Source organism: Planococcus sp. APC 3900, from assembly GCF_030407735.1.
Classification (GTDB): domain Bacteria; phylum Bacillota; class Bacilli; order Bacillales_A; family Planococcaceae; genus Planococcus; species Planococcus notacanthi.
This window is the reverse complement of the sequence record NZ_JASDCT010000004.1, coordinates 127,623-147,375: the sequence shown is the minus strand read 5'-3', so window position 1 is coordinate 147,375 and position 19,753 is coordinate 127,623. Positions and strand designations below refer to the sequence as shown.

Below are 19,753 nucleotides of genomic sequence, written 5' to 3'. Positions count from 1 at the left end.
TTACTGCACCTCCGTCTCGATAAGTAAGTTTCCATAAGTGTCCACTGTCAATGTCTGTCCTTCATAGAAAACGGTCGTCGCGGTCGGCTCTTCGATGATGGCAGGGCCTTCAACGGACATTCCCGCTTCGAGCAAATCGCGGTGGTAGACTGGTGTTTGAATCCAGCCGCCATCTTCATAAAAAACCTGTCGTGTTTCTTTTAAAGCTGACTCTAATTCTCTGCCGGTCGACTCCAATTTTTGCAGCTCAGGCTTTTGAACATTCCCGAAGGCGGTCAAATGCAGGTTGACGATTTCTGTTTGCGCTTCGACTAACTTGAAGGTGAAGCTCTGCTCGTGCATATCATGGAAGAGAGCAATCAACTCTTCAACAGATTGCTTAGTGATTTCTCCACCTGCAAGCGGCACTTTCACGGTATGCTCCTGGCCTGCGTAACGCATATCGACAAAGCGGTTAAAGATGATTTCTTCCTCTTTGACGTTTTCTTCAGCGTATTGATTTCTCGCCTGATTTTCGAGTTTATTCCATTCATTATTCAGTTCTGTCAAATCCACGTCCTGAAGGCGATTAATATAGGTTTGGATGTAGTCGTGCCGCAAATCGGTCATCAACATGCCCCATGCAGAGAAAACGGATGAAGCGACCGGAACGATGACTTTTTTGACACCCAGATCACGCGCCAAAGCGGGTGCGTGCATCGAGCCGCCTCCACCGAATGCTACAAGTGAGAAATCACGCGGATCGTAGCCTTTTCGAACCGATATCAGTTTCAGCGCATTCAGCATATTGGCATTGGCGATTCGGATGATGCCAAGAGCCCCTTCTTCTGCGTCCAATCCATAGACTTTCGATACTTTTTCTTCGATGGCGGACTTCACCGAGGCTAAATCGACTTTGTAATCGAAGTTCTCAGGTGACAGGCGCCCTGTCAAAAGATTCGCATCTGTCGTTGTTGGTTCTGTGCCGCCTTGTCCGTATGCGACCGGACCCGGTACAGCTCCAGCTGAATGCGGGCCAACTTTCAATGAACCGCCCTCATCAATCCAGGCAATTGAACCTCCACCATTGCCGATTTCAACGATATCAACAACCGGCGCTTTGATTGGATATCCTGCATTGAGATCGTCTTTTTCGATATAATAATCAGTCGAAACTTTCACTTCTCCATTGCTGATCAATGAACATTTCGCTGTCGTTCCTCCAATATCAAAAGCGATGACATTTTTCTCCCCAATGATTTCCCCAAGATAAGCTGCTCCATAGATTCCGGCAACCGGTCCCGATTCCACCATATTGATCGGAGTTTTTTTGGCCTGCTCAAAGGTAGTTGTTCCGCCATTGGACTGCATAATGTAATTGAAGCTATCAGCTTCGTTTTCCGAAAGCTTTGTGCTGAGTTTATCAATATAAGTAGAGGCGATTGGCTGGACATACGAGTTAAGGACCGTTGTATTCGTCCGTTCATATTCACGCCATTCCTTGGTCACTTCGTGTGAAGCCGTAACGGCGATTTCCGGCCACAATTCCTGTATCAGTTGGATGGTCTCCAGTTCGTGTACCGGATTCTTATAAGCATGGAGATAGGAAACAGCAATCGCCTCAACCTGTTCTTTTTTGAAATAAGCAATGAGCTCTTTAATTTTTTCTTTATTTAGAGGAGTGACGATTTCACCTTTTTGGTTCAGGCGTTCTTCCACTTCCTGCCGCAGATAACGCTCAACGAAGGGTACTGGTTTTTTGTACCGGACATTAAATAGATCCGGTCGATTCCCCCTGGCGATTTCCAGGACATCACGGAATCCTTGCGTGGTGATCAACCCCGTTTTCACACCTTTTCTTTCTGTTAGCGCATTGATGATTACCGTCGTTCCGTGGATAAATGTTTCAATGTCTTTTTGATCGATTCCACTTTTCTCGATAACATCAACCACGCCCTGCTCGAAATTCGGCGGTGTCGTATGGCTTTTGGCCACCCCTACTTTGCCGTTTTTATCTACGTATACCAAATCAGTAAAAGTTCCTCCAATATCAGTAGCAATTCTCATCAACGATCAGCCTTCTTTCCTTTGATTTAAAATAACACCGGCGTCAGTACACAAAGAATAAGGGTTTCCTCGTTCAATGGATTTTCCCATGAATGAGGTACTTCAGATGGATAATGGATTGAATCACCTTCTCTTACGAAATACTCTTTTCCGTCCACTTTGAACAATGCTGCACCTTTTAACACGTAGTAAAATTCTTCACCCGGATGGCTGGATGACTGACTTTGTTCTTGTTTAGGCGCCAGCCTGACCAATAAAGGCTCCAGTGAGCGCCCATTGAACTCTCCATTTAAACGTGTATACGTGGTAGGTGAACCTTCAAGTTGAAATGGTTTACGATCCTTTCCCTGCAACATGTAATTATGATTAGTATCTGTGTCAAAGAAAAATGTGATAGGGACGTTGAAAGCATCCGCAATTTTTTTCAATGAGGTAATGGCGAGAGAAGAAGACCCTCTCTCAATCTGAGATAAAAAACTGACCGACAGCTCCGTCTTTTCACTTAAATCTTTTAACGTTAATCCTTGATCGATCCGTAAGGTCTTAATTTTTTGATAGATTCCGTCCATAATTTAAAAATCTCCTTTTCATTAATACAGTGTGACAGTAAAAAATATAGTTTAAGTAAACTTTTTCTTATGATAGCATAATCCTTTATTAATTTGTAGAAAATTTTGAATATTTATTTTCACAAGTAAAAAAAGTCTGTCGCCAAAGCGTTCAGACTTTTTCTTTTACTACTTCTCATTTGCAAATTAGATCCCTTATTCAATTTACGACTGATTTTCAATCAACTCAATCAACCTAATAATTCCCTCATTACCCCCCGGCTCAATCTCCACCACCTCAGTATTTTCAATCATGTCGTTATAGAACTCTTCACCCGCAGGATACTCGCCATCCCAACGCAGCGGCACATTGTACAAATTGATCGTGCCGTCGCCGTTGCTGCTATAAGTTACGGATCCATCCACCAAGCGCGATCCGGCCAATTGGATGACAGGTTCCGGATAAGCGGCGCTTGTGTCATCGTCCGGATTGAGCGGCGTCCCTTCTGGAATCTGTTGGACGTACAGCCCATCTATCTCCTGATTCGGCCCGAGCTGCCGCCATACCCTGGCGTACTCGATCTGCTCGCTGGAATAAGCCGATAAGGCATCTTCGCCTGAATCGGAAGCAGCTTCATCTGTAATCGCTTCATCTTCTGCGCCTTCTTTCCCTCCCTCTTCTAATGGCATCTCCTCCGGTTCGCCCCGTGCTTTTGAAGCGTCCATGATCGGTGCATCTTCTTCACCACAGCCAGCCAACAGCAATAAAGCAGAACTCACATAAAAGAGCTTCCCTACTTTCTTCATCTGTCCCACCTTCCATTCGAATAAAATTGTTAGCTTTAATTTCGATTATGAAAGAGCTTTTTCCTGCCTGAAAATCTCCATTCCCTAATTTAAAAATGGATCTTAATTTTTTCAGCAGCGCCGAATTGCTGCAGCCGCTTGACAGGAACAATCCGCCTACTCACTCATCCACTGGCTGCGATGCCAATCGTCTCTTTGACAAACGCTTGCATAATCTTCCGCACCAAGCTTTGTCTGCTTATAGGCTTAGCTTATGCAAAATACAAATAGGCATCGGATTTTTGAATTCTTTTTCTCTACATTCTGGCCGTTTTGCCGATTTCTTCTTTTTCGCAGCTTTGCTGCATGCATCCGGGCTCTTTCTCACAAGCCTATTCGCCGCACTTTCCCCGACCGGATGCTCATTGCGCAAACAAAGTGCGGTATTCCGCAAACAAAACCTCTTATTCCGCAAACAAACCGGTGTATTGCGCAAACAAAGTCTCGTATCCCGCAAACAACTGTTAAATCCCTCATAGAATCAGCGGAAGTGGCTTGTAGATATCCAGCTTTCCTGCATAGGAGGGATTATGTTTAGTACAAAGGATTCTTTTTCTGCTTTTTATACAAATCCATCAAAATAACCCGCTCAGCAGGAAATTCCTGAGCGGGTTATTTTGATGGAAGACAAACTTAAACGACTTTAATAACGGAGCGCGCTTTGTTTTCGCGCTTTCCTTTTTTCGTCCGGAACCAGGCGAAAACGATGGCGGCGATCAAGACAAAGCCTAAATAACCCATGACCGGGTAGACTGTGCTAACCAAAGTGACGAAACCGACAAAGCTTGAAGCGAATGCAAGTACGCCGAAGATGCCGACAGAAACTTTGAATTTTGCCGTATCTGGTTTTACAAAGCGTGCCGTAAAGGCATACAGCATGCCAACGGCCGTATTGTAGATCATCCCTAACAGTATAATGGACATGACGGCACCCATCATAGGACTGATGTTATTCGCGATGAACAAAGTCGGCATTGGGACTGCCGCGATTTCCTTCAACTGCGTCAGCATGGACAAATTGATCAGAATAATCAAAAGCCCGAGGCCAAGCCCGCCGATCAAGCCGCCCCAACCGGCAACTTTTTCATCTTTGACGGTACCACCCATGACGGTCATCATCGCAGCACCCGCCGCCAGATTATAGGACACATATAGGCAAGCGCCAAGCAGCCAGTTCGGTGCTGCCTGGTTTTGGGCAGCCGCAGCGAAATCGGCCGTAGCGAAATCAAAATTCACCAATGAATAGACCGTCAGCACCAGCACCGCCAAAAGCAGGATCGGTGTAAACAAGCTGATGAGGGAAATGACTTTATCGACTTTCAACAACACCGTGGCAATGACCAGCAATGCCATCAAAGTATTGCCGAAAAGGCTGGAAATACCGAATTGCTGTTCGAAGATCGCGCCGGATCCTGAAAACATGACAACCGTTACGCCAAATAGGAAGAAGGTGATGGCAAAGTCGACTGCGACCCCTAAATACTTTCCGCATATGTGATAAATGACGTTCTGGTGGGACGTGGTCTGCAGCCGGCTTCCGAGCTGCGTCAAATTCATGCCGAGAAATGCGAAGAAGGCAGTTGCTAAAATGGCACCAAAAATTCCCCAGCCTCCAAAGCTTGTAAAGAATTGCAAGACTTCCTGGCCGGACGCAAATCCAGCTCCAACAATGACGCCAATGAACGCCGCTCCGATTTGAAAACTCTTTTTCATCTTCTTCCCTCCAACTTCCTTCATTATAAGTTACCTGATATTCCTTCTATTGCTTCCGGAATTGGTATGTGTCAATTGTGTATTTATCCAATGCGTGCTCATTGATCCCATAGCCAATGCCCGCTTCTGTCGGCACTGTGATATAGCCATCCTCTACAGTCACTTCGGGGGAAATGATATCTTCCTCCCAATAACGAGAAGAGCCAGCTGTATCGCCTGGCAGGATGAAATTAGGCAAAGTCGTCAAGGCGACGTTGTGCGCGCGGCCGATTCCCGACTCCAGCATCCCACCGCACCAAACCGGGATATTCTGCTCCTGGCAATAGTCGTGGATTTTTTTCGATTCGGTCAACCCGCCTACACGGCCGATTTTGATATTGATGATTTTCGTGCTGCCGAGCTCCACTGCTTTACGGGCATCTTCCAATGAATGAATGCTTTCATCCAGGCAAATCGGCGTCGTCAGCTGCGGCTGCAATTTGGCATGGTCGATGATGTCGTCCGATGCGAGCGGCTGCTCAATCATCGTCAATCCGAATTGATCCAATTCCTTTAATACAGCTAAGTCCTCAAGTCGATACGCTGAATTGGCATCGGCCATCATCGGGACATCAGGGAACCGTTTACGCAATTCGCGCATGACATGGACGTCAAAGCCTGGTTTGATCTTCACTTTGATGCGTTTGTATCCTTCTTCAATAAAGCCGCTGACTGTTTCAGCCAATTGTTCCATATCTTCATTGATCCCAATGCTGATTCCCACTTCGATTTTCTCTTTAGTCCCACCTAGCGCTTGAGCCAGCGGGATCTTTTCCCGTTTTGTATAAAGGTCCCAAACGGCGCCTTCCACTGCGGCTTTGGCCATATTGTTTTTCCGTAGATGGCCAAACAATTCGTTCACTTCATCAGGATGCTCTATGTCGTTCTCCAAAACAATCGGCACCAGGAAATCACGGATGATATGCAAATTCGTTTCGACGGTTTCTTCACTGTACCAAGGCGAATGGAACGCGACCGATTCCCCCCATCCTGAATTGCCGTCCTCGTCTTTTGCTTCCACCAGAAGAAACTCTTTCTCCTGGAAAGTGCCGAAACTTGTTGTGAAAGGGTTTTTCATCATCATTTTCATTTTGCGGACATTCACTTCTGTAACTCTCATAAGACTTCTCCTCTTTCTATGTGTTCCAGCGACAGCATGTGGCGCGGGATAAATTGATAGTACTGGACCGCCTCATCCGTTTTTCGGACGCTGACGAGTGCGTAACCGTTTGCGAACAGCTGCTGAAAAATGCGGCGTATCTTTATCCGCCAGTCCAATGCCAATTCAGGGTCTTCTTTTTTGATCGTTTGAAATTGTTGTGGCACCGGAATTTCGAAGGCTTCCAGCTGAACATCCAACTCTTCTTCCAACACTTCAAGGATTGGATGGCCAAGGACTGTTGTCCTTGTCTCAAACGGTACCGTAAAATGGAACTGATCGGGCTTCCATCTGTTTTCGACATGGTTGCTTGAAATCCACCATTCGATTTGCAGACGGTCTGTCGGCAATCCGCGGTTCAGGCCGTCATCCATCTCCCCGTAACAATTTTCGAGATAGGTACTGCAGATTCCGTTCAGCTTTGAGGTGTTCAAATACGCATTGCGGCTTTCAAGCGGGTCGAATGTCCATTGAATCAAATCGTAGCCAATTTCCAGTGCAATTTTTCGCTGCTCTTCCTTTAGCATTTGGCCGATGCCCGCGGATTGGAAAGCAGGATGGATCCCCATCATATGGGAGCATAAATAGGCTTTGCCTCTTTTGAATCCAGCGAACCCGTAGCAATAGCCGATTAATTTGCCTTCATTGAAAGCGCCGACCAGGATGCCGCCATTTTTGGATGCCGTAAATGTCTGATGCGTCGGAATCGGATCCATATCCCAAACTTCCCGTTCCAGAGTTTGGATCAACCGCATATCATCAGTTGTCTCAAGCCGCCGGAAAGTCGTTTCTTTGTCCACTGCAATCACTCTCCCCGCTCCGATTGTTCGAATGTGTACTGGACCGCACGCGCCAAGACTTCAATGCCACCGATTAGGCTTTCCTGATTGAATGACATTTGCGGATGGTGCAGCCCCGGCGATAGGCCGCAGCCCAACCCGAGCATCGATGCTTTCACCGATGGCCGCTTCAAAGTATAAAAGTGGAAATCCTCGCCGCCAGGCGTCACGATCGGCGGTTTCAGAAACGCTTTGCCCAATGTTTCTTCAATCGCCCGTGACATGATGGCGACTGCCGTATCATCCACTTCGGCTGCAGCGATTTCTGCTTTTATTTCAATCGGAATCTCGACTCCCGTAAGATCCGCAACGGATGTGACCGCTCTTTTTACTTTCTCGAACAATTTGTCCATCACTTCATTGGTTTGTGCACGGATATCCATACTGAAAACAGCGGTTCCGGGAATGATATTGGCGGATTCCCCACCGGCTTGGAACATCGTCACTTTTGCCGAATGCGGGACCATCGGATCGACGTGGAGCGAATGGATCGCCTGTACCAATAAAGCCATGACTTCAATCGCATTCTGTCCTTCGTGCGGGCGGGCGCCGTGGGCATCAGTGCCGAGAATTTTGCCCCCGATCATTTTCGCCGATCCGTGCATGATGGCAGCAGTCGCATAACCGTCCTCGACTTCCTGCTTTGGCCGTAAATGGACACCATACAGGTAATCGATATCATCGACGAGCCCTTTTTCGACAAACGATAAAGCACCGGTCCCTTTTTCCTCTGCAGGCTGGAACAAAACTTTCAAGCATCCTTTTTTCGGAATCCCCTGTTTCTTCAATACCAATAATGCCCCGACAGCCAATGTCATATGGGCATCGTGGCCACAGGAATGGTTGGCGCGATATTCTCCGTCAACTTCCTGCCAAAGGGCATCGATATCCGTTCGAAGTCCGACGCACGGCTTGCCTTCGCCGATTACTGCGACAAGCCCTGTCGAGTCATCAAAAGTCTCTACCCGAATCCCTTCAGCTTCCAATAATTCTTTCAAGTACCGAGTCGTTTCCACTTCCTGCCAGCTGATTTCCGGATGTGTGTGCAGATGGGCGAATACTTTCTCGGCCACCGGTTTTATGTTCTCGATGATTTCTTTCATAGCTTTTCTGTCCCTTCCGTAAATAAAAAATCACTTTCTACTGCACGGTAGTTTGCCTGCCTTTTTTCGAAAGCCTCTTTTTCCTTTACGATCAACCCGGCAACGATCGCATTCATAAAAGAGAACAAAGAAGTGGTGGCATCCAAAGTCGATTTGTCGGGTGAATGGATCGGGAATAGCACATCCGCTGCTGAATGGATTGGCGCGAGATGCGAATCCGTGATGCCGAGGATAAAAATTCCCTGTTTCTTCGCAAGATGCGCAATTTGAATCGGCTTCCGAAGATAGCGGTGAAACGAAATAACGACTAACACATCCTCCTTGCCCATCTCACTGATCGTTTGAACCACGTCTTCTACTTCCGGGCGGATTGACCGGACATCCGAACGGACGAGTCCGACCGCATAGGACAGCCAACTAGCCGCCGCAGATGACGAGCGCATGCCGAGGATATAAACTTTTTTCGCCTTAGACAGCTGCTCGATGGCCATATCATAATCCGTTTCCCGAATCTCTCGCATCGTCTCTTCAATCATATTCCGGTCCTGTTCCATCACCTGCATCATAAAATGCGGCTTATCCTGCAGCTCCACTTTTGACTGCCGGTAGGAAGACAAGCTGCTTTCCTGGTTCAACAACTGTTCACGGATCATTTTCTGCAATTCCGTATAACCTGCCAGTTTCAAACTGTAGCAAAACCGGATTACCGTCGTTTCACTGGCTCCGATTTCCGCTCCCAGCTCCTGCGCCGACTTTAAAGCCACTTGCCGCGGATAATCCAAAACCTGCGCCGCCACTTTTTTCTGTGTTTTTGACAACTCATGATAATGTCTATCGATTAATTCTTTGATATTCATAAAGACCGCCTTTTAAAGTTTAGACATTTTTTATAGATATTATGAAGTTAAGACTTCTTTATTGTTTTGTTTAATTTATCACACTATTCTGATGTATGCAATATATTAATGATGAAATTATACGAACAAAAAAAGCCCCTATGAACTCAACATCCACCGTCAGATTAGTCTCCGACAATTTCAGTGCAGTCCACATGGGCTTCTCACATATTCACTTATCTTCTAATCTTCTCTATAAATTGAAATAAAGAAGTAGTTAGTTCTTACTGTTATAGAAGAACAGGCAGTTTATCGACGTTTCCTACTCTACATTTACACTTTTCATCCTATTAACTAGTAGAATATGAAGCAAACCAGCGGAGACTCCCGCAAGACCGTGGCAGCTGGACCGCGACTTCCTGTCGCACCAGCTGCATGACCCACATCCTGTGGGCCCGAAAGCGGAGCTGGTTTGCGGAATATCTATTAAAAACATTCATCGCTTATAATTAATTCACTTATCTTACTTATACCTTCGCCAAAATCAACACGCCTTTTTCTTTCAGGACCAGGTTGCCGCTCACTTGTTCATCCGTTAGCACTTCTTTATACTCGCTGTCCGCCAGCTCGATCGTGACTTCTTCGTTATTATGATTCAATACGAACAAATAGGTTCGGCCGTCTTTCACGCGTTCCGTGGTTTCGACGCCTTCCGGTACGGCAAGCAATGGCTCGACACCTGCTTCATCGCACACCGTCTTGAGGAAGTCGACGAGGAATTCTGTGTCCGGGCTTGATGCCACATACCACGCTTTTCCTTTGCCGAATTTATTGACCGTCAGGACCGGCATGCCTTTATAGAAGTCAGAGCCGTATTCGGCGACCGCTTCTGCGCCTTCTGTGTGGATCAAATCAAACAACAAGTTGCATGAATACTTGCCGCTCATCTTGCCGCGTACTTCTTTCATGACGATTTGATTGGTTTCGTCCGGGTGCAGCGCATCGATTTCTTCCGCCCAAATGCCGAGCACGTTGCGCAGTTCACCAGGATAGCCGCCAAGTGTCACGATATCGGTTTCGTTGACGATGCCGCTGAAGAACGTCGTCAGGAAAGTTCCGGCGTTTTCGACAAAGGCCTCGACTTTCGCCGCGTAGCCTTCTTTCACCATATAGAGAACCGGTGCAATGACGACATCATACTGGCTCAAGTCTTCTTCGACGCCGATCATGTCGACTTGGACATTCAATTTATAGAGCGCGTCGTAGTATTTATGAACTTCATTGACATAATCAAGCGATACGGAAGGTCCGCTCGACAGTTCCGTCGCCCAGCGATTTTCCCAGTCAAAGACGATCGCCACTTTGGCGTTGACGCGTGCATCGAGCAACGTATCGGATAAGCCGTTCAATTCTTTTCCTAATTGGGCGACTTCATTGAACACGCGCGTGTTTTCATGGCCGACGTGTTCGATGACTGCACCGTGGTATTTCTCGCAAGCCCCGACCGAACGGCGCAGCTGGAAGTACAGGATGGTGTCTGCCCCGCGACCGATTGCCTGGTAGCTCCATAAGCGCATAACGCCCGGACGCTTCAAGGAGTTATACGGCTGCCAGTTTTGCTGGCTCGGCGTCTGCTCCATCAGCATGAACGGCTGGCCGTTCTTCAATCCGCGCATCAAGTCGTGCGTCATGGCCGTGTAGCTGACCGGCGTATCAATTGCCGGGTAGTTGTCCCAGGACACGACGTCCATTTCTTTCGCCCACTTGAAGTAATCCAGCATCGGGTACGTGCCCATCAAGTTGGTGGTGATCGGGATGTTCGGCACATGTTTCCGGATTGCGTTGTATTCCAGCTTGTAGCAATCCAGCAGACTGTCCGATTGGAAGCGTCGGTAATCCAGTGAAATCCCCTGGAAGTCGGAAACGTTGTCTTCGCGTTCTTCGCTCAGCATATTCGGTGCGACGATTTCGTCCCATTCGTAGAAGGTATGCCCCCAGAATCCAGTATTCCACGCTTTGTTCAGCTTTTCGATCGTGCCGTATTTATCGCTCAACCAGCCGCGGAACGCGTCCTGGCAATTGTCGCAATAGCAGTAGCCGCCGTATTCATTGGACACATGCCAAATCAAGACAGCCGGGTGGTCCTTGTAGCGCTCAGCTAATTTATCTGCAATTTTCTCAGAATACTCGCGGTACGTCGGGCTGTTCGGGCAGGAGTTGTGGCGGCTGCCGAACTTGCGTTTACGGCCGTAGAAATCCACACGCAATACGTCTGGGTATTTCTTCGCCATCCACGCTGGATGCGCGGCTGTGCTGGTGGCCAGGCATGTGTAGATGCCATTTTCATACAAGCGGTTGATTTTATCGTCCAGCCAGTCAAAATTATAAGTATCTTCATTCGGCTGATTCAATGCCCATGAAAAGACGTTTAACGTTGCCACATCAATTCCAGCAAGCTTGAACATCCGGACATCCTCGTCCCAAATTTCTTTCGAATCCCATTGTTCCGGGTTATAGTCCCCACCATGCCAAATCTTCGGTAATTTATCGTTGATCATTTTATTCCATCCCTTCTGCTTCAATTATGTTTAGCCGAGTTTTGGCTGGTCCAGCAAGTGGATTTTATCAGTCGCCGTGTTTTCCAGTTCCAGCACAACGATTTCATTGTTTTCTTTTTTCAGCAATGGCCCCGGCAAATAAAGGCGTTGCTGCGGACCGGCAGTATTCCAGTAGCGGCCGAGATTGAAGCCGTTGATGAAGACATTGCCTTTGGTGAAGCCCTCGGTGTCGACATAAGCGTCCAGCCCTTCTGCCGCATCAAACGAACCACGGAAAAACTTCGGGAAGCGGTCTTCGCCGCTCAGCTCATAGGCTTCCGGCAAACGGTCCAACTCCACCTTGAACATTTCCCAGTGGAAGAAATACTGTTCGCCAAGCCACAGGTTTTTGACGAGCCCTTTCGGATCTGTCAAATGCTCCCCGTAATTGGCGCGCCCCATGTTCTCCACGAGAATCTCCAGCGTGTTCACAGAGTCCGGGAACTCCAGGGTCAGTTCTTTATTTAGATCGTTGATGTAGGTTGTGGTGATATAACGGCCGTTGATATAAATGAACCCCCGGTCGCGGATGTTGCCCGAGTTGACTTTCAATTTGCCTTGGCGGTTGACCGTCGTCCGGTACAGCGTATAGCCGTAGGCCTGATCGATGTCTTCCATCGCCAGCGGCACGATGTGCTCGACTTTTTCGCCGATGTCTTGCAGGACATCGAACAAACTGACAGCCTCTGAAAGCGTCACTTCCCCATAGGCTTTCGCCGTCACTGTCTCCTCGAAATCCGCCGGTACTTCCCGGTACTCACTCAGGACTTTCTTGACCGCTTTGTATTTCTCGGTGATCGCTCCGCCTTCCGTCAGCAAGCTGTCGTAATCGTAGCTGGTGATCGTCGGGTAATAGATGTCGTAATGGTTGGCGCCGTTCATGAAACCGAAGTTCGTGCCCCCGTGGAACATATAGAAATTGACGGAGATGTTCTTCTCCATGATTTCCTTAAAGACCGCAGCCACATCGTCCCCGTTCCGAACCGTGTGTTCACCGGTCCAATAATCAAACCAGCCGATCCAAAACTCCGCCACCATTTTCGGCGAACCGGCTTTGAACGTTTCGAGTGCATCGAATGATTCCGTTACCCGCGAACCGAAATTCAAGGTAGTGGTGACATCCGGAAGCGAACCTTGTTGAATAAAGTCCGGACCGTCTGATGTGAACAAGAACGTATCCAGTTCATGCTTCTCATACTGTTCTTTAAAGAAATGAAGGTAAGCCAGATCATTTCCGTACGCACCGTATTCATTTTCGATCTGCATGGCAATGACCGGCCCGCCGTTTTGGTAGAGATGCTTTTTGAACTTCGGCAGCAATTCATTGAAGTAATCTTCCACATGTTTTAGGAAAGACGGATGGCTGCTTCGCATGACCATGCTTTTGTGCTTCAGCAGCCAGGACGGCAAGCCGCCCATTTCCCACTCCGCGCATATATACGGCGCCGGACGCAGGATGACATAAAGCCCGAGCGTGTGCGCCAGTTCGATAAAGCGTTCGATATCCGCCATTCCCGAAAAATTGAACTGCCCTTTTTTCGGTTCGTGGAAATTCCACGGAATGTAGGTTTCCACCGTGTTGAGCCCCAAAGCCTTCAGCTTCAGCAAGCGGTCTTCCCATTGTTCCGGCATTGTCCGGAAATAATGCATGCCCCCCGACAAGATCTGGAAAGGCTCGCCCTCAAAATAAAACGAATCGTTTTTAACAGTCAGCACGTCGACGCCTCCTATGTAAGTTGAACTAACAATTTTTAATAACCGATATTCCTCAAAACAGCTTGCTTGCCTGGGGGCTCGCGCTGAGCTAACTCGGGCTCATCGCCCGAGTGGATCTCAGCACTTCGCTTGGTCCCCTGGGCGTCTGCGCTGTTTTGCTCCATATCTTAGATAGAATCAATACAAGTAAAGTCACTTTTTCATAGCAGTTATCTAGCGCCGGCACGTCACCAGGCCAGGCAAGGAAATAAACCAAACGAAGTGTGGGTTACTTCCTTTGCTTCGAAGCTAGCGCAGCGATGCAGAAGCAGGAGTTTTTCAACTCTTACTTTAGAATCAATCATCTTTTCTCTACCAAAGCGTCCGAAGCGGTATTCGTAACTGGAGTTAATTAACTCGCTTCAATTTGTAAACAACCGAAGAAAAATCAGCCGGATGTTCATTCGTCTGGTAATGGTTCAGCTGCAGGCCGGCGCCCATCAGTTCGTCTCCGTAAAAGGTATCGTCTATTCCATCGATAGTGTATTCAAATTCCGGATTCAGCCCCTTAAAGAAAATGCGGGTGAACCCCGGATTTGGCCGGGACAGGACTTGGTAATAGCCGAGTATCGATTCGCTCTGGTCTTCTGACACGACCATCCAGCTGGTTTGATTGCCATCTTCCGCAAACGGGCTTTCGATTCGGTAAAACTGGCCTTGCTGGATGAGCGACCGGTTTTCTTTGTAGAAAGCGATTTGTTCTTTTACTTCTTCTTTTTCTTCATTCGTCATCGCCGTCACATCGAGCTCGTAGCCAAATGCGCCGAAATAAGCGACGTTTGCCCGGGTCTTCAGGCTCGTCATGCGTCCTACTTGATGGTTGGGCACTGCGGACACGTGAGCGCCCATCGAACTGAGCGGATACACCAGCGACGTGCCGTACTGGATTTTCAACCGTTCAACCGCATCGGTGTCGTCACTGGTCCATCCTTGCGGCGCGTAATACAGCAAGCCCGGATCGAACCGGCTGCCGCCTCCCGCACAGGATTCGAACAAGACATGCGGAAATTCCGTCGTCAGCCTTTCATACAAAGAATAGACACCCAGGATATAACGGTGCGCCACTTCACGCTGGCGGTTGGCCGGCAATTCCAAAGAACCGACTTCTGTCATATAGCGGTTCATGTCCCATTTCACATACGAAATCGGCGCTTCCCGCAAGACCTTCGCCATCATCTTATGGATGAAATCGACGACTTCCTGTCTGGAAAAATCGAGAACGAACTGGTTTCGGCCATGCGACATTTTCCGGTTGGGCACATGGATCACCCAGTCCGGATGGGTTTTGTACAACTCACTTGCTTTCGAGACCATTTCCGGCTCAAACCACAAGCCGAATTCCATCCCCAAGCCCGTAATGTCTTTCGCCAATTGCTTGAGGCCGTTCGGCAATTTGCGCCGATCTTCTGACCAATCTCCTAAAGACGTGGTGTCGTCATCGCGTTTGCCGAACCAGCCGTCATCCAGGACGAATAATTCCACGCCCAATTCTTTGGATGATTTGGCGAGCTCAAAGATTTTATTCTCATCAAAATCAAAATACGTCGCTTCCCAGTTGTTGATCAGCACCGGACGTTCCCGGTCGCGCCATTTCCCGCGTGCCAAGCGAGTACGGTACAGCTGATGGAATATTTGGCTCATGCCATTCAAGCCTTCATCTGAATACACCAGCACCACTTCCGGTGTCTGGAAACTTTCGCCGCTTTCCAGCACCCAATTAAAATCAAACGGGTTGATGCCCATCATCAAGCGCGTCACATCGTAATGATCCACTTCCACCTGCGCCAGAAAATTGCCGCTGTAGACCAGGCTCATGCCGTACACTTCGCCTTGATGTTCCGTCGTCTCCGGCCGTTTCAAGGCAAGAAACGGATTTTGCTGGGCACTGCTCGTCCCGCGTGTACTGGCAATGCTTTGGATGCCCGGCACCAATTTTCGGTTTTTGATGTGCCGCTCCCGTGCCCACGAACCCGACAGCTGCACCATCTCAAAATTTGAATCCGGCAAATCGATGCTGGCACTCAATGCTCTTGTTAAATTTACATCTCTTTGCCCCCGATTGATGAACTGTGCAGAACGCGCAATCGCATTGGACTTTTCAAACACCGTATAAGAAAGCCGAAGCTCCAAATCAATTTCTTTGTCGTACAGATAAATCTCCAAAGTGGTCGCTTCCTGATCACTTTCCGCATACGTAGCGGGCAAGCCTTCCAGTTTCTTTTTGCCTTTAAAGATCTGGTGGTCCTGATAAACCAAATCCGTAATCCGGCTGCCGCCTTCCTGCAGCACCTGATAAGCCGGCTCCCGGAAGTCCGTCGCCCCGTAGGCCGGATATTCCTGTTTGATCAAATCCAATGAAAAAACCAAATCCCCTTCATTGACACAAGCCGTATTCGGAGCAGCTTCCACATGAAACAAGCGATGGAACGACTCCCGATGGCGCAGCTTCTTGCCGTAATAAAGCTGACCCAACTGGCCATTGTCCAAAACGCTGAAAATATAGCTCACTTTTTCTGTTTGCAGGTGAAACTCTTGAGTGGAGTCATTATATAAAATCGGCACAATTTACCTCCTAAAATAAGTTGAACTAGTAAGCTCCGATTGCCGATATTCCGCAAAACAGCTGTGCTTGCCGCGGGCGAGCGCCAAGCCTCCTCAGTCGCTTTGCTCCTTGCGGGGTCTCGGCTGTCTCGCTATCCCGCAGGCGTCTCCGCCGTTTTGCTCCATATCAATAAGTAAGTTGATGAAAAATACAATGTCATAGCTAGCAGAGTAAATCTCTTAGTGCCGGCGCATCCAAGGGCCAGGCGAAGCAAGAAGACAGGCGGTTTTCCTGGCTTCTTGCGGGAGCCAAGGAGGTTGCCAGGCACCCCTGGTGACTCCTTTGCGACGAGCTTGCGCAGGAGCCTACCCAAAGCGGCCGAAGCGGTGTATAACAGCAGTAGTCAGCTACTAATTGGATATAACTGACTACTATTTAACCCTTAACCGACCCCATCATTCCTGCAACAAAATGCTTCTGCATGAGGAAGAAGACAAGTGCAGTCGGCAAAGTGGCGATGACGATGGCTGACATGATGACGCCGTAATCCGGTGCGTAGCTGGAGCCCAGGTTTGAAATCAACAACGGAATTGTTCTTTTTTCCGGTGATTGCAGGATGACCAATGGCCACAGGTAGTTGTTCCAACTGTTCATGAACGAGATGATGGCCGCTGCTGCGTACGTCGTTTTCATTGTCGGCATGTAGATCCGGAAGAAGACGCCGATTTCACTCAACCCGTCAATTCTTCCCGCCTCCACCAAATCTTTCGGGAACATCTTCGTGTTCTGCCGGAAGAAAAAGATGAAGAACGCGGTCGTCGCCGTCGGCAAAATGACTGCGCCGAGCGAGTCGATGCCAAGGAATGGTGCTGTGTCGCTGATGCTGCCGAACATACGGTAAAGCGGAACCATGATCGCCGCAAACGGAATCATCATCGACAGCAACAAAATGTTGAAGACGATGTCTTTTCCTTTGCTGCGGTGGATTTCAAAACCATAGCCGGCAAGCGATGCCAACAACAGCGTCAAAATGGTCGTAATGATTGCGATGATCGCCGAGTTCATCAATGCCGGGACAATATCCACTGTCGCAAATAAAGTCTTCATGTTTTCAATCAAATGAGTTCCCGGAATCAAACGTCCTTGCGTCACATCCACCGATTTATTGGTGATGCTGACAAGCATCCACAGGAACGGAAAAATGGAAACGATGGCTGCGAGACTTAGAAACGTGTAGATGAAGATGCTTTTCAAGTTTTTCATTTTTTCTCACCCGCCACTCTGAATTGAATAATCGAAAGGATTACCACTAAAATCACGATGACGTAAGATACGGTTGACGCATAACCAAAGTCAGGCGTGTATTCGAACGACAGGTTGTAGATGTATTGCGAAATCGAAATCGTCGCATTCCCGGGTCCGCCGTTGGTGATGTTGACGATTTCATCAAAGATCTGCAAGGTACCGATGGTGGACGTGATCGATGTGAACAAAATGATCGGCTTCAGCATCGGAACCGTAATCTGGAAAAACTGCTGGAAAGCGTTCGCTCCATCAATTCTTGCCGCTTCGTAAATTGACTTGTCGACGTTTTGCAATGCCGCCAAATAGAAAATCATGTTATAGCCCGTCCATCTCCATGTGATGGCAAGGATGATGACCACCTTCGCCCAAAACGGATCGGCCAGGAAATTGATCGTTTGTGAAATAAAACCGAAGTTCAGCAGGAATTGATTGATGATGCCATCGATGCCGAACAAATACTTGAAGATAACTGAGTAGGCAACCAGTGACGTGACACAGGGCAAGAAAATCGCGATTCTGAAAAAGCCTCTGAATTTCAATTTCGGGTCGTTTAACAAGACCGAGAAGAATAACGCCAAGACAATCATCAAGGGTACTTGAATGAGCAAGTAGATTGATGTATTGGTTAACGCTGCGATAAACGTCGGATCACCGAACAATCGCTGCCAGTTGTCAAAGCCGACATATTCCAAGTTCCCGCCCATCCCTGATTGGAATGACAGCAGGAATGCTTGGACCATCGGGTAGAAGTTGAAGATTGTGATAGCGATGACGGAGATAATGACAAACAGCCAACCGACTTTTTTCCTGAAGAATACACCGTTTTTTTCGCGTCTGGTCTCTTTATAGCGCAAGCTGACCGGGAGATCCAGTTCACCTTTTTTTGTAGATTGCTGGCTCATTTTTCTCATTCCTCCTATAAAAAAAGCTTGAGCTGTGCCTGGCTGGTGAGCGATAAAGCACTTCTACCAGTTCATCGGCGGCAACTCAAGGCTTTAGTTAATTCCAATCAATTATTTGAGTTGTGCTTCAGCTTGTCCTTGGACATTCTCAAGTACTGTCTTAAGCTCTGTGCCATTCAAATAATCCTGCATTCCTGTTACCAGGATATCTTCAATTGCATATGTGTGTAGACCGTAGTTGACGCCTGGAATTTCGTCTGTCCATGAAGACAGGTCAGTAAGAAGTTGCTGTCCGCCGAAGAATTCGTCTTCAACTGCATAAGCATCGCCTTCAGCTGCCGCGGAGTAAGTTCCAAGAGCGCCGATGTCTTTTACCAGTGTTTGATAAAGATCAACATTCGATCCAAATGTGTTCAGCATGAAATCAGCTGCCTGTTCTTTGCCATCGACGTTCAAGATGTACCAAGAACTGCCGCCCAAGTTAGAAGCGTTGACTGCGCCTTCCATGTCCAATCGCGGCATTGGTACGACAGCCCATTTGCCTGATTGATCTGCTGCTTGTTTAATGCTTGGCGTGATCCAGTTTCCTGTTGGAACGCTTGCTACATCGCCGCTGTTGAAGGCGCCGACAAACTGGCTCCAGTCAGAAACGATTTTTCCGATATCCGCATCCATCATCTTTTTGTATGTTTCAAATGCTTTTTCAAGTGATTCGTTGCCTGCAAGGTTCGGTGTTGAACCGTCTTCATCCACATACCATGAACCATTTGTCTGGATCATCATACGGATTTGACCCAAATCGTTCGGGTCCAATGTCAGCATATTTTTGCCCGTTGCTTCTTTTACTTTTTTACCGATTTCGATGTATTCATCCCAAGTAATATTTGTCAGGTCTTCGGGTGTGTAGCCCGCTTCTTCCAAATAGTCTGTGCGTACGTACAATCCAGCAACCCCTGAGTCAAATGGCAATCCGTATTGTTCGCCGTCAAAGCTGGTTGTGGCAATTTTGTAATCCGCAAAGTCGTCTGAGTTGATGACATCCGTCAATGGATGGAAAGCATCCGGATAGGCCTGAAGGAAACTTTGTGCACGGTAATCTTCTATCAACACAATGTTCGGCATTCCTTTTGTTGTACCCGAGCTAAGCCCTGTGTTTAATTTTTGAATGATATCGTCTTGCGCATTTTCAATGATGTTCACTTCAAAATCTCCGTCTCCGCTGTAAGCTTCTTTTGCTTTTTCAAGAGCGGCAATATTGAATGCTGGATCCCAAGCCCAAGCGGTAATGGTGTCTACGCTTGATGAACCTTCTGAACTGCCGCCGCTTGCTTCTTCATCCCCAGAAGAACAAGCCGCTAAAACTGCCATACCGACAAGCAGCACAAGCATAAGATAAAATTTCTTCATTGAAAATCCCCCTTTTTTGTAAGCGCTTAACTTTGCACCTTGTCTACAGTATAACGACACAAAAAAAAAGATTGTTAGCACAATCTTTAGGTGTTTGTTTGATAATTTTTAGATAT

The 19,753-nt window shown here is 47.8% G+C and carries 14 protein-coding genes; all 14 read right to left on the bottom strand.

The annotated features are described in order from the left end of the window. The 14 genes from QMA04_RS09770 to QMA04_RS09705 all read right to left on the bottom strand — a co-directional run bounded on the left by QMA04_RS09770 (window position 1) and on the right by QMA04_RS09705 (window position 19,637). Complete coding sequence (locus QMA04_RS09770; RefSeq protein ID WP_290185459.1) at window positions 1-2,046, bottom strand: hydantoinase/oxoprolinase family protein; 2,046 nt, start codon at window positions 2,044-2,046, stop codon at window positions 1-3. A 26-nt stretch (window positions 2,047-2,072) separates the two neighbouring features. Further along, the gene (locus QMA04_RS09765; RefSeq protein WP_290185457.1) at window positions 2,073-2,615 is read right to left on the bottom strand and encodes a helix-turn-helix domain-containing protein; all 543 of its coding nucleotides are present in this window, start codon (window positions 2,613-2,615) and stop codon (window positions 2,073-2,075) included. A gap of 204 nt (window positions 2,616-2,819) precedes the next feature. After that, window positions 2,820-3,401: a hypothetical protein gene (locus tag QMA04_RS09760; RefSeq protein WP_290185455.1), complete on the bottom strand. Its 582-nt coding sequence runs from the start codon at window positions 3,399-3,401 to the stop codon at window positions 2,820-2,822. A gap of 672 nt (window positions 3,402-4,073) precedes the next feature. After that, window positions 4,074-5,153: a YkvI family membrane protein gene (locus QMA04_RS09755; RefSeq protein WP_290185453.1), complete on the bottom strand. Its 1,080-nt coding sequence runs from the start codon at window positions 5,151-5,153 to the stop codon at window positions 4,074-4,076. 46 nt (window positions 5,154-5,199) lie between these two features. Continuing rightward, window positions 5,200-6,312 carry an o-succinylbenzoate synthase gene (gene menC / locus QMA04_RS09750; RefSeq protein WP_290185451.1) on the bottom strand — a complete coding sequence of 371 codons (1,113 nt, stop codon included), beginning with the start codon at window positions 6,310-6,312 and terminating at the stop codon, window positions 5,200-5,202. Continuing rightward, complete coding sequence (locus tag QMA04_RS09745) at window positions 6,309-7,160, bottom strand: GNAT family N-acetyltransferase (RefSeq protein WP_290185449.1); 852 nt, start codon at window positions 7,158-7,160, stop codon at window positions 6,309-6,311. The genes menC and QMA04_RS09745 overlap by 4 nt, the downstream gene beginning before the upstream one ends. Next, window positions 7,157-8,293 carry a M20 peptidase aminoacylase family protein gene (locus tag QMA04_RS09740; RefSeq protein ID WP_290185447.1) on the bottom strand — a complete coding sequence of 379 codons (1,137 nt, stop codon included), beginning with the start codon at window positions 8,291-8,293 and terminating at the stop codon, window positions 7,157-7,159. Before QMA04_RS09740 ends, QMA04_RS09745 begins: the two co-directional genes overlap by 4 nt. After that, window positions 8,290-9,150: a MurR/RpiR family transcriptional regulator gene (locus QMA04_RS09735; protein ID WP_290185445.1), complete on the bottom strand. Its 861-nt coding sequence runs from the start codon at window positions 9,148-9,150 to the stop codon at window positions 8,290-8,292. Before QMA04_RS09735 ends, QMA04_RS09740 begins: the two co-directional genes overlap by 4 nt. A 506-nt stretch (window positions 9,151-9,656) precedes the next feature. After that, a complete protein-coding gene (locus tag QMA04_RS09730; protein ID WP_290185443.1) occupies window positions 9,657-11,687 on the bottom strand; it encodes a beta-galactosidase in 2,031 nt (676 codons plus the stop codon). 30 nt (window positions 11,688-11,717) lie between these two features. Next, the gene (locus QMA04_RS09725; protein ID WP_290185441.1) at window positions 11,718-13,442 is read right to left on the bottom strand and encodes a glycoside hydrolase family 35 protein; all 1,725 of its coding nucleotides are present in this window, start codon (window positions 13,440-13,442) and stop codon (window positions 11,718-11,720) included. A 387-nt stretch (window positions 13,443-13,829) separates the two neighbouring features. Continuing rightward, the gene (locus QMA04_RS09720) at window positions 13,830-16,043 is read right to left on the bottom strand and encodes an alpha-galactosidase (protein WP_290185439.1); all 2,214 of its coding nucleotides are present in this window, start codon (window positions 16,041-16,043) and stop codon (window positions 13,830-13,832) included. A 415-nt stretch (window positions 16,044-16,458) separates the two neighbouring features. Then, the gene (locus QMA04_RS09715) at window positions 16,459-17,286 is read right to left on the bottom strand and encodes a carbohydrate ABC transporter permease (RefSeq protein ID WP_191716338.1); all 828 of its coding nucleotides are present in this window, start codon (window positions 17,284-17,286) and stop codon (window positions 16,459-16,461) included. Beyond that, complete coding sequence (locus QMA04_RS09710) at window positions 17,283-18,230, bottom strand: carbohydrate ABC transporter permease (protein WP_238943259.1); 948 nt, start codon at window positions 18,228-18,230, stop codon at window positions 17,283-17,285. Before QMA04_RS09710 ends, QMA04_RS09715 begins: the two co-directional genes overlap by 4 nt. 111 nt (window positions 18,231-18,341) lie before the next feature. Next, window positions 18,342-19,637 carry an ABC transporter substrate-binding protein gene (locus tag QMA04_RS09705; RefSeq protein WP_290185436.1) on the bottom strand — a complete coding sequence of 432 codons (1,296 nt, stop codon included), beginning with the start codon at window positions 19,635-19,637 and terminating at the stop codon, window positions 18,342-18,344. Window positions 19,638-19,753: the final 116 nt, after the last annotated feature.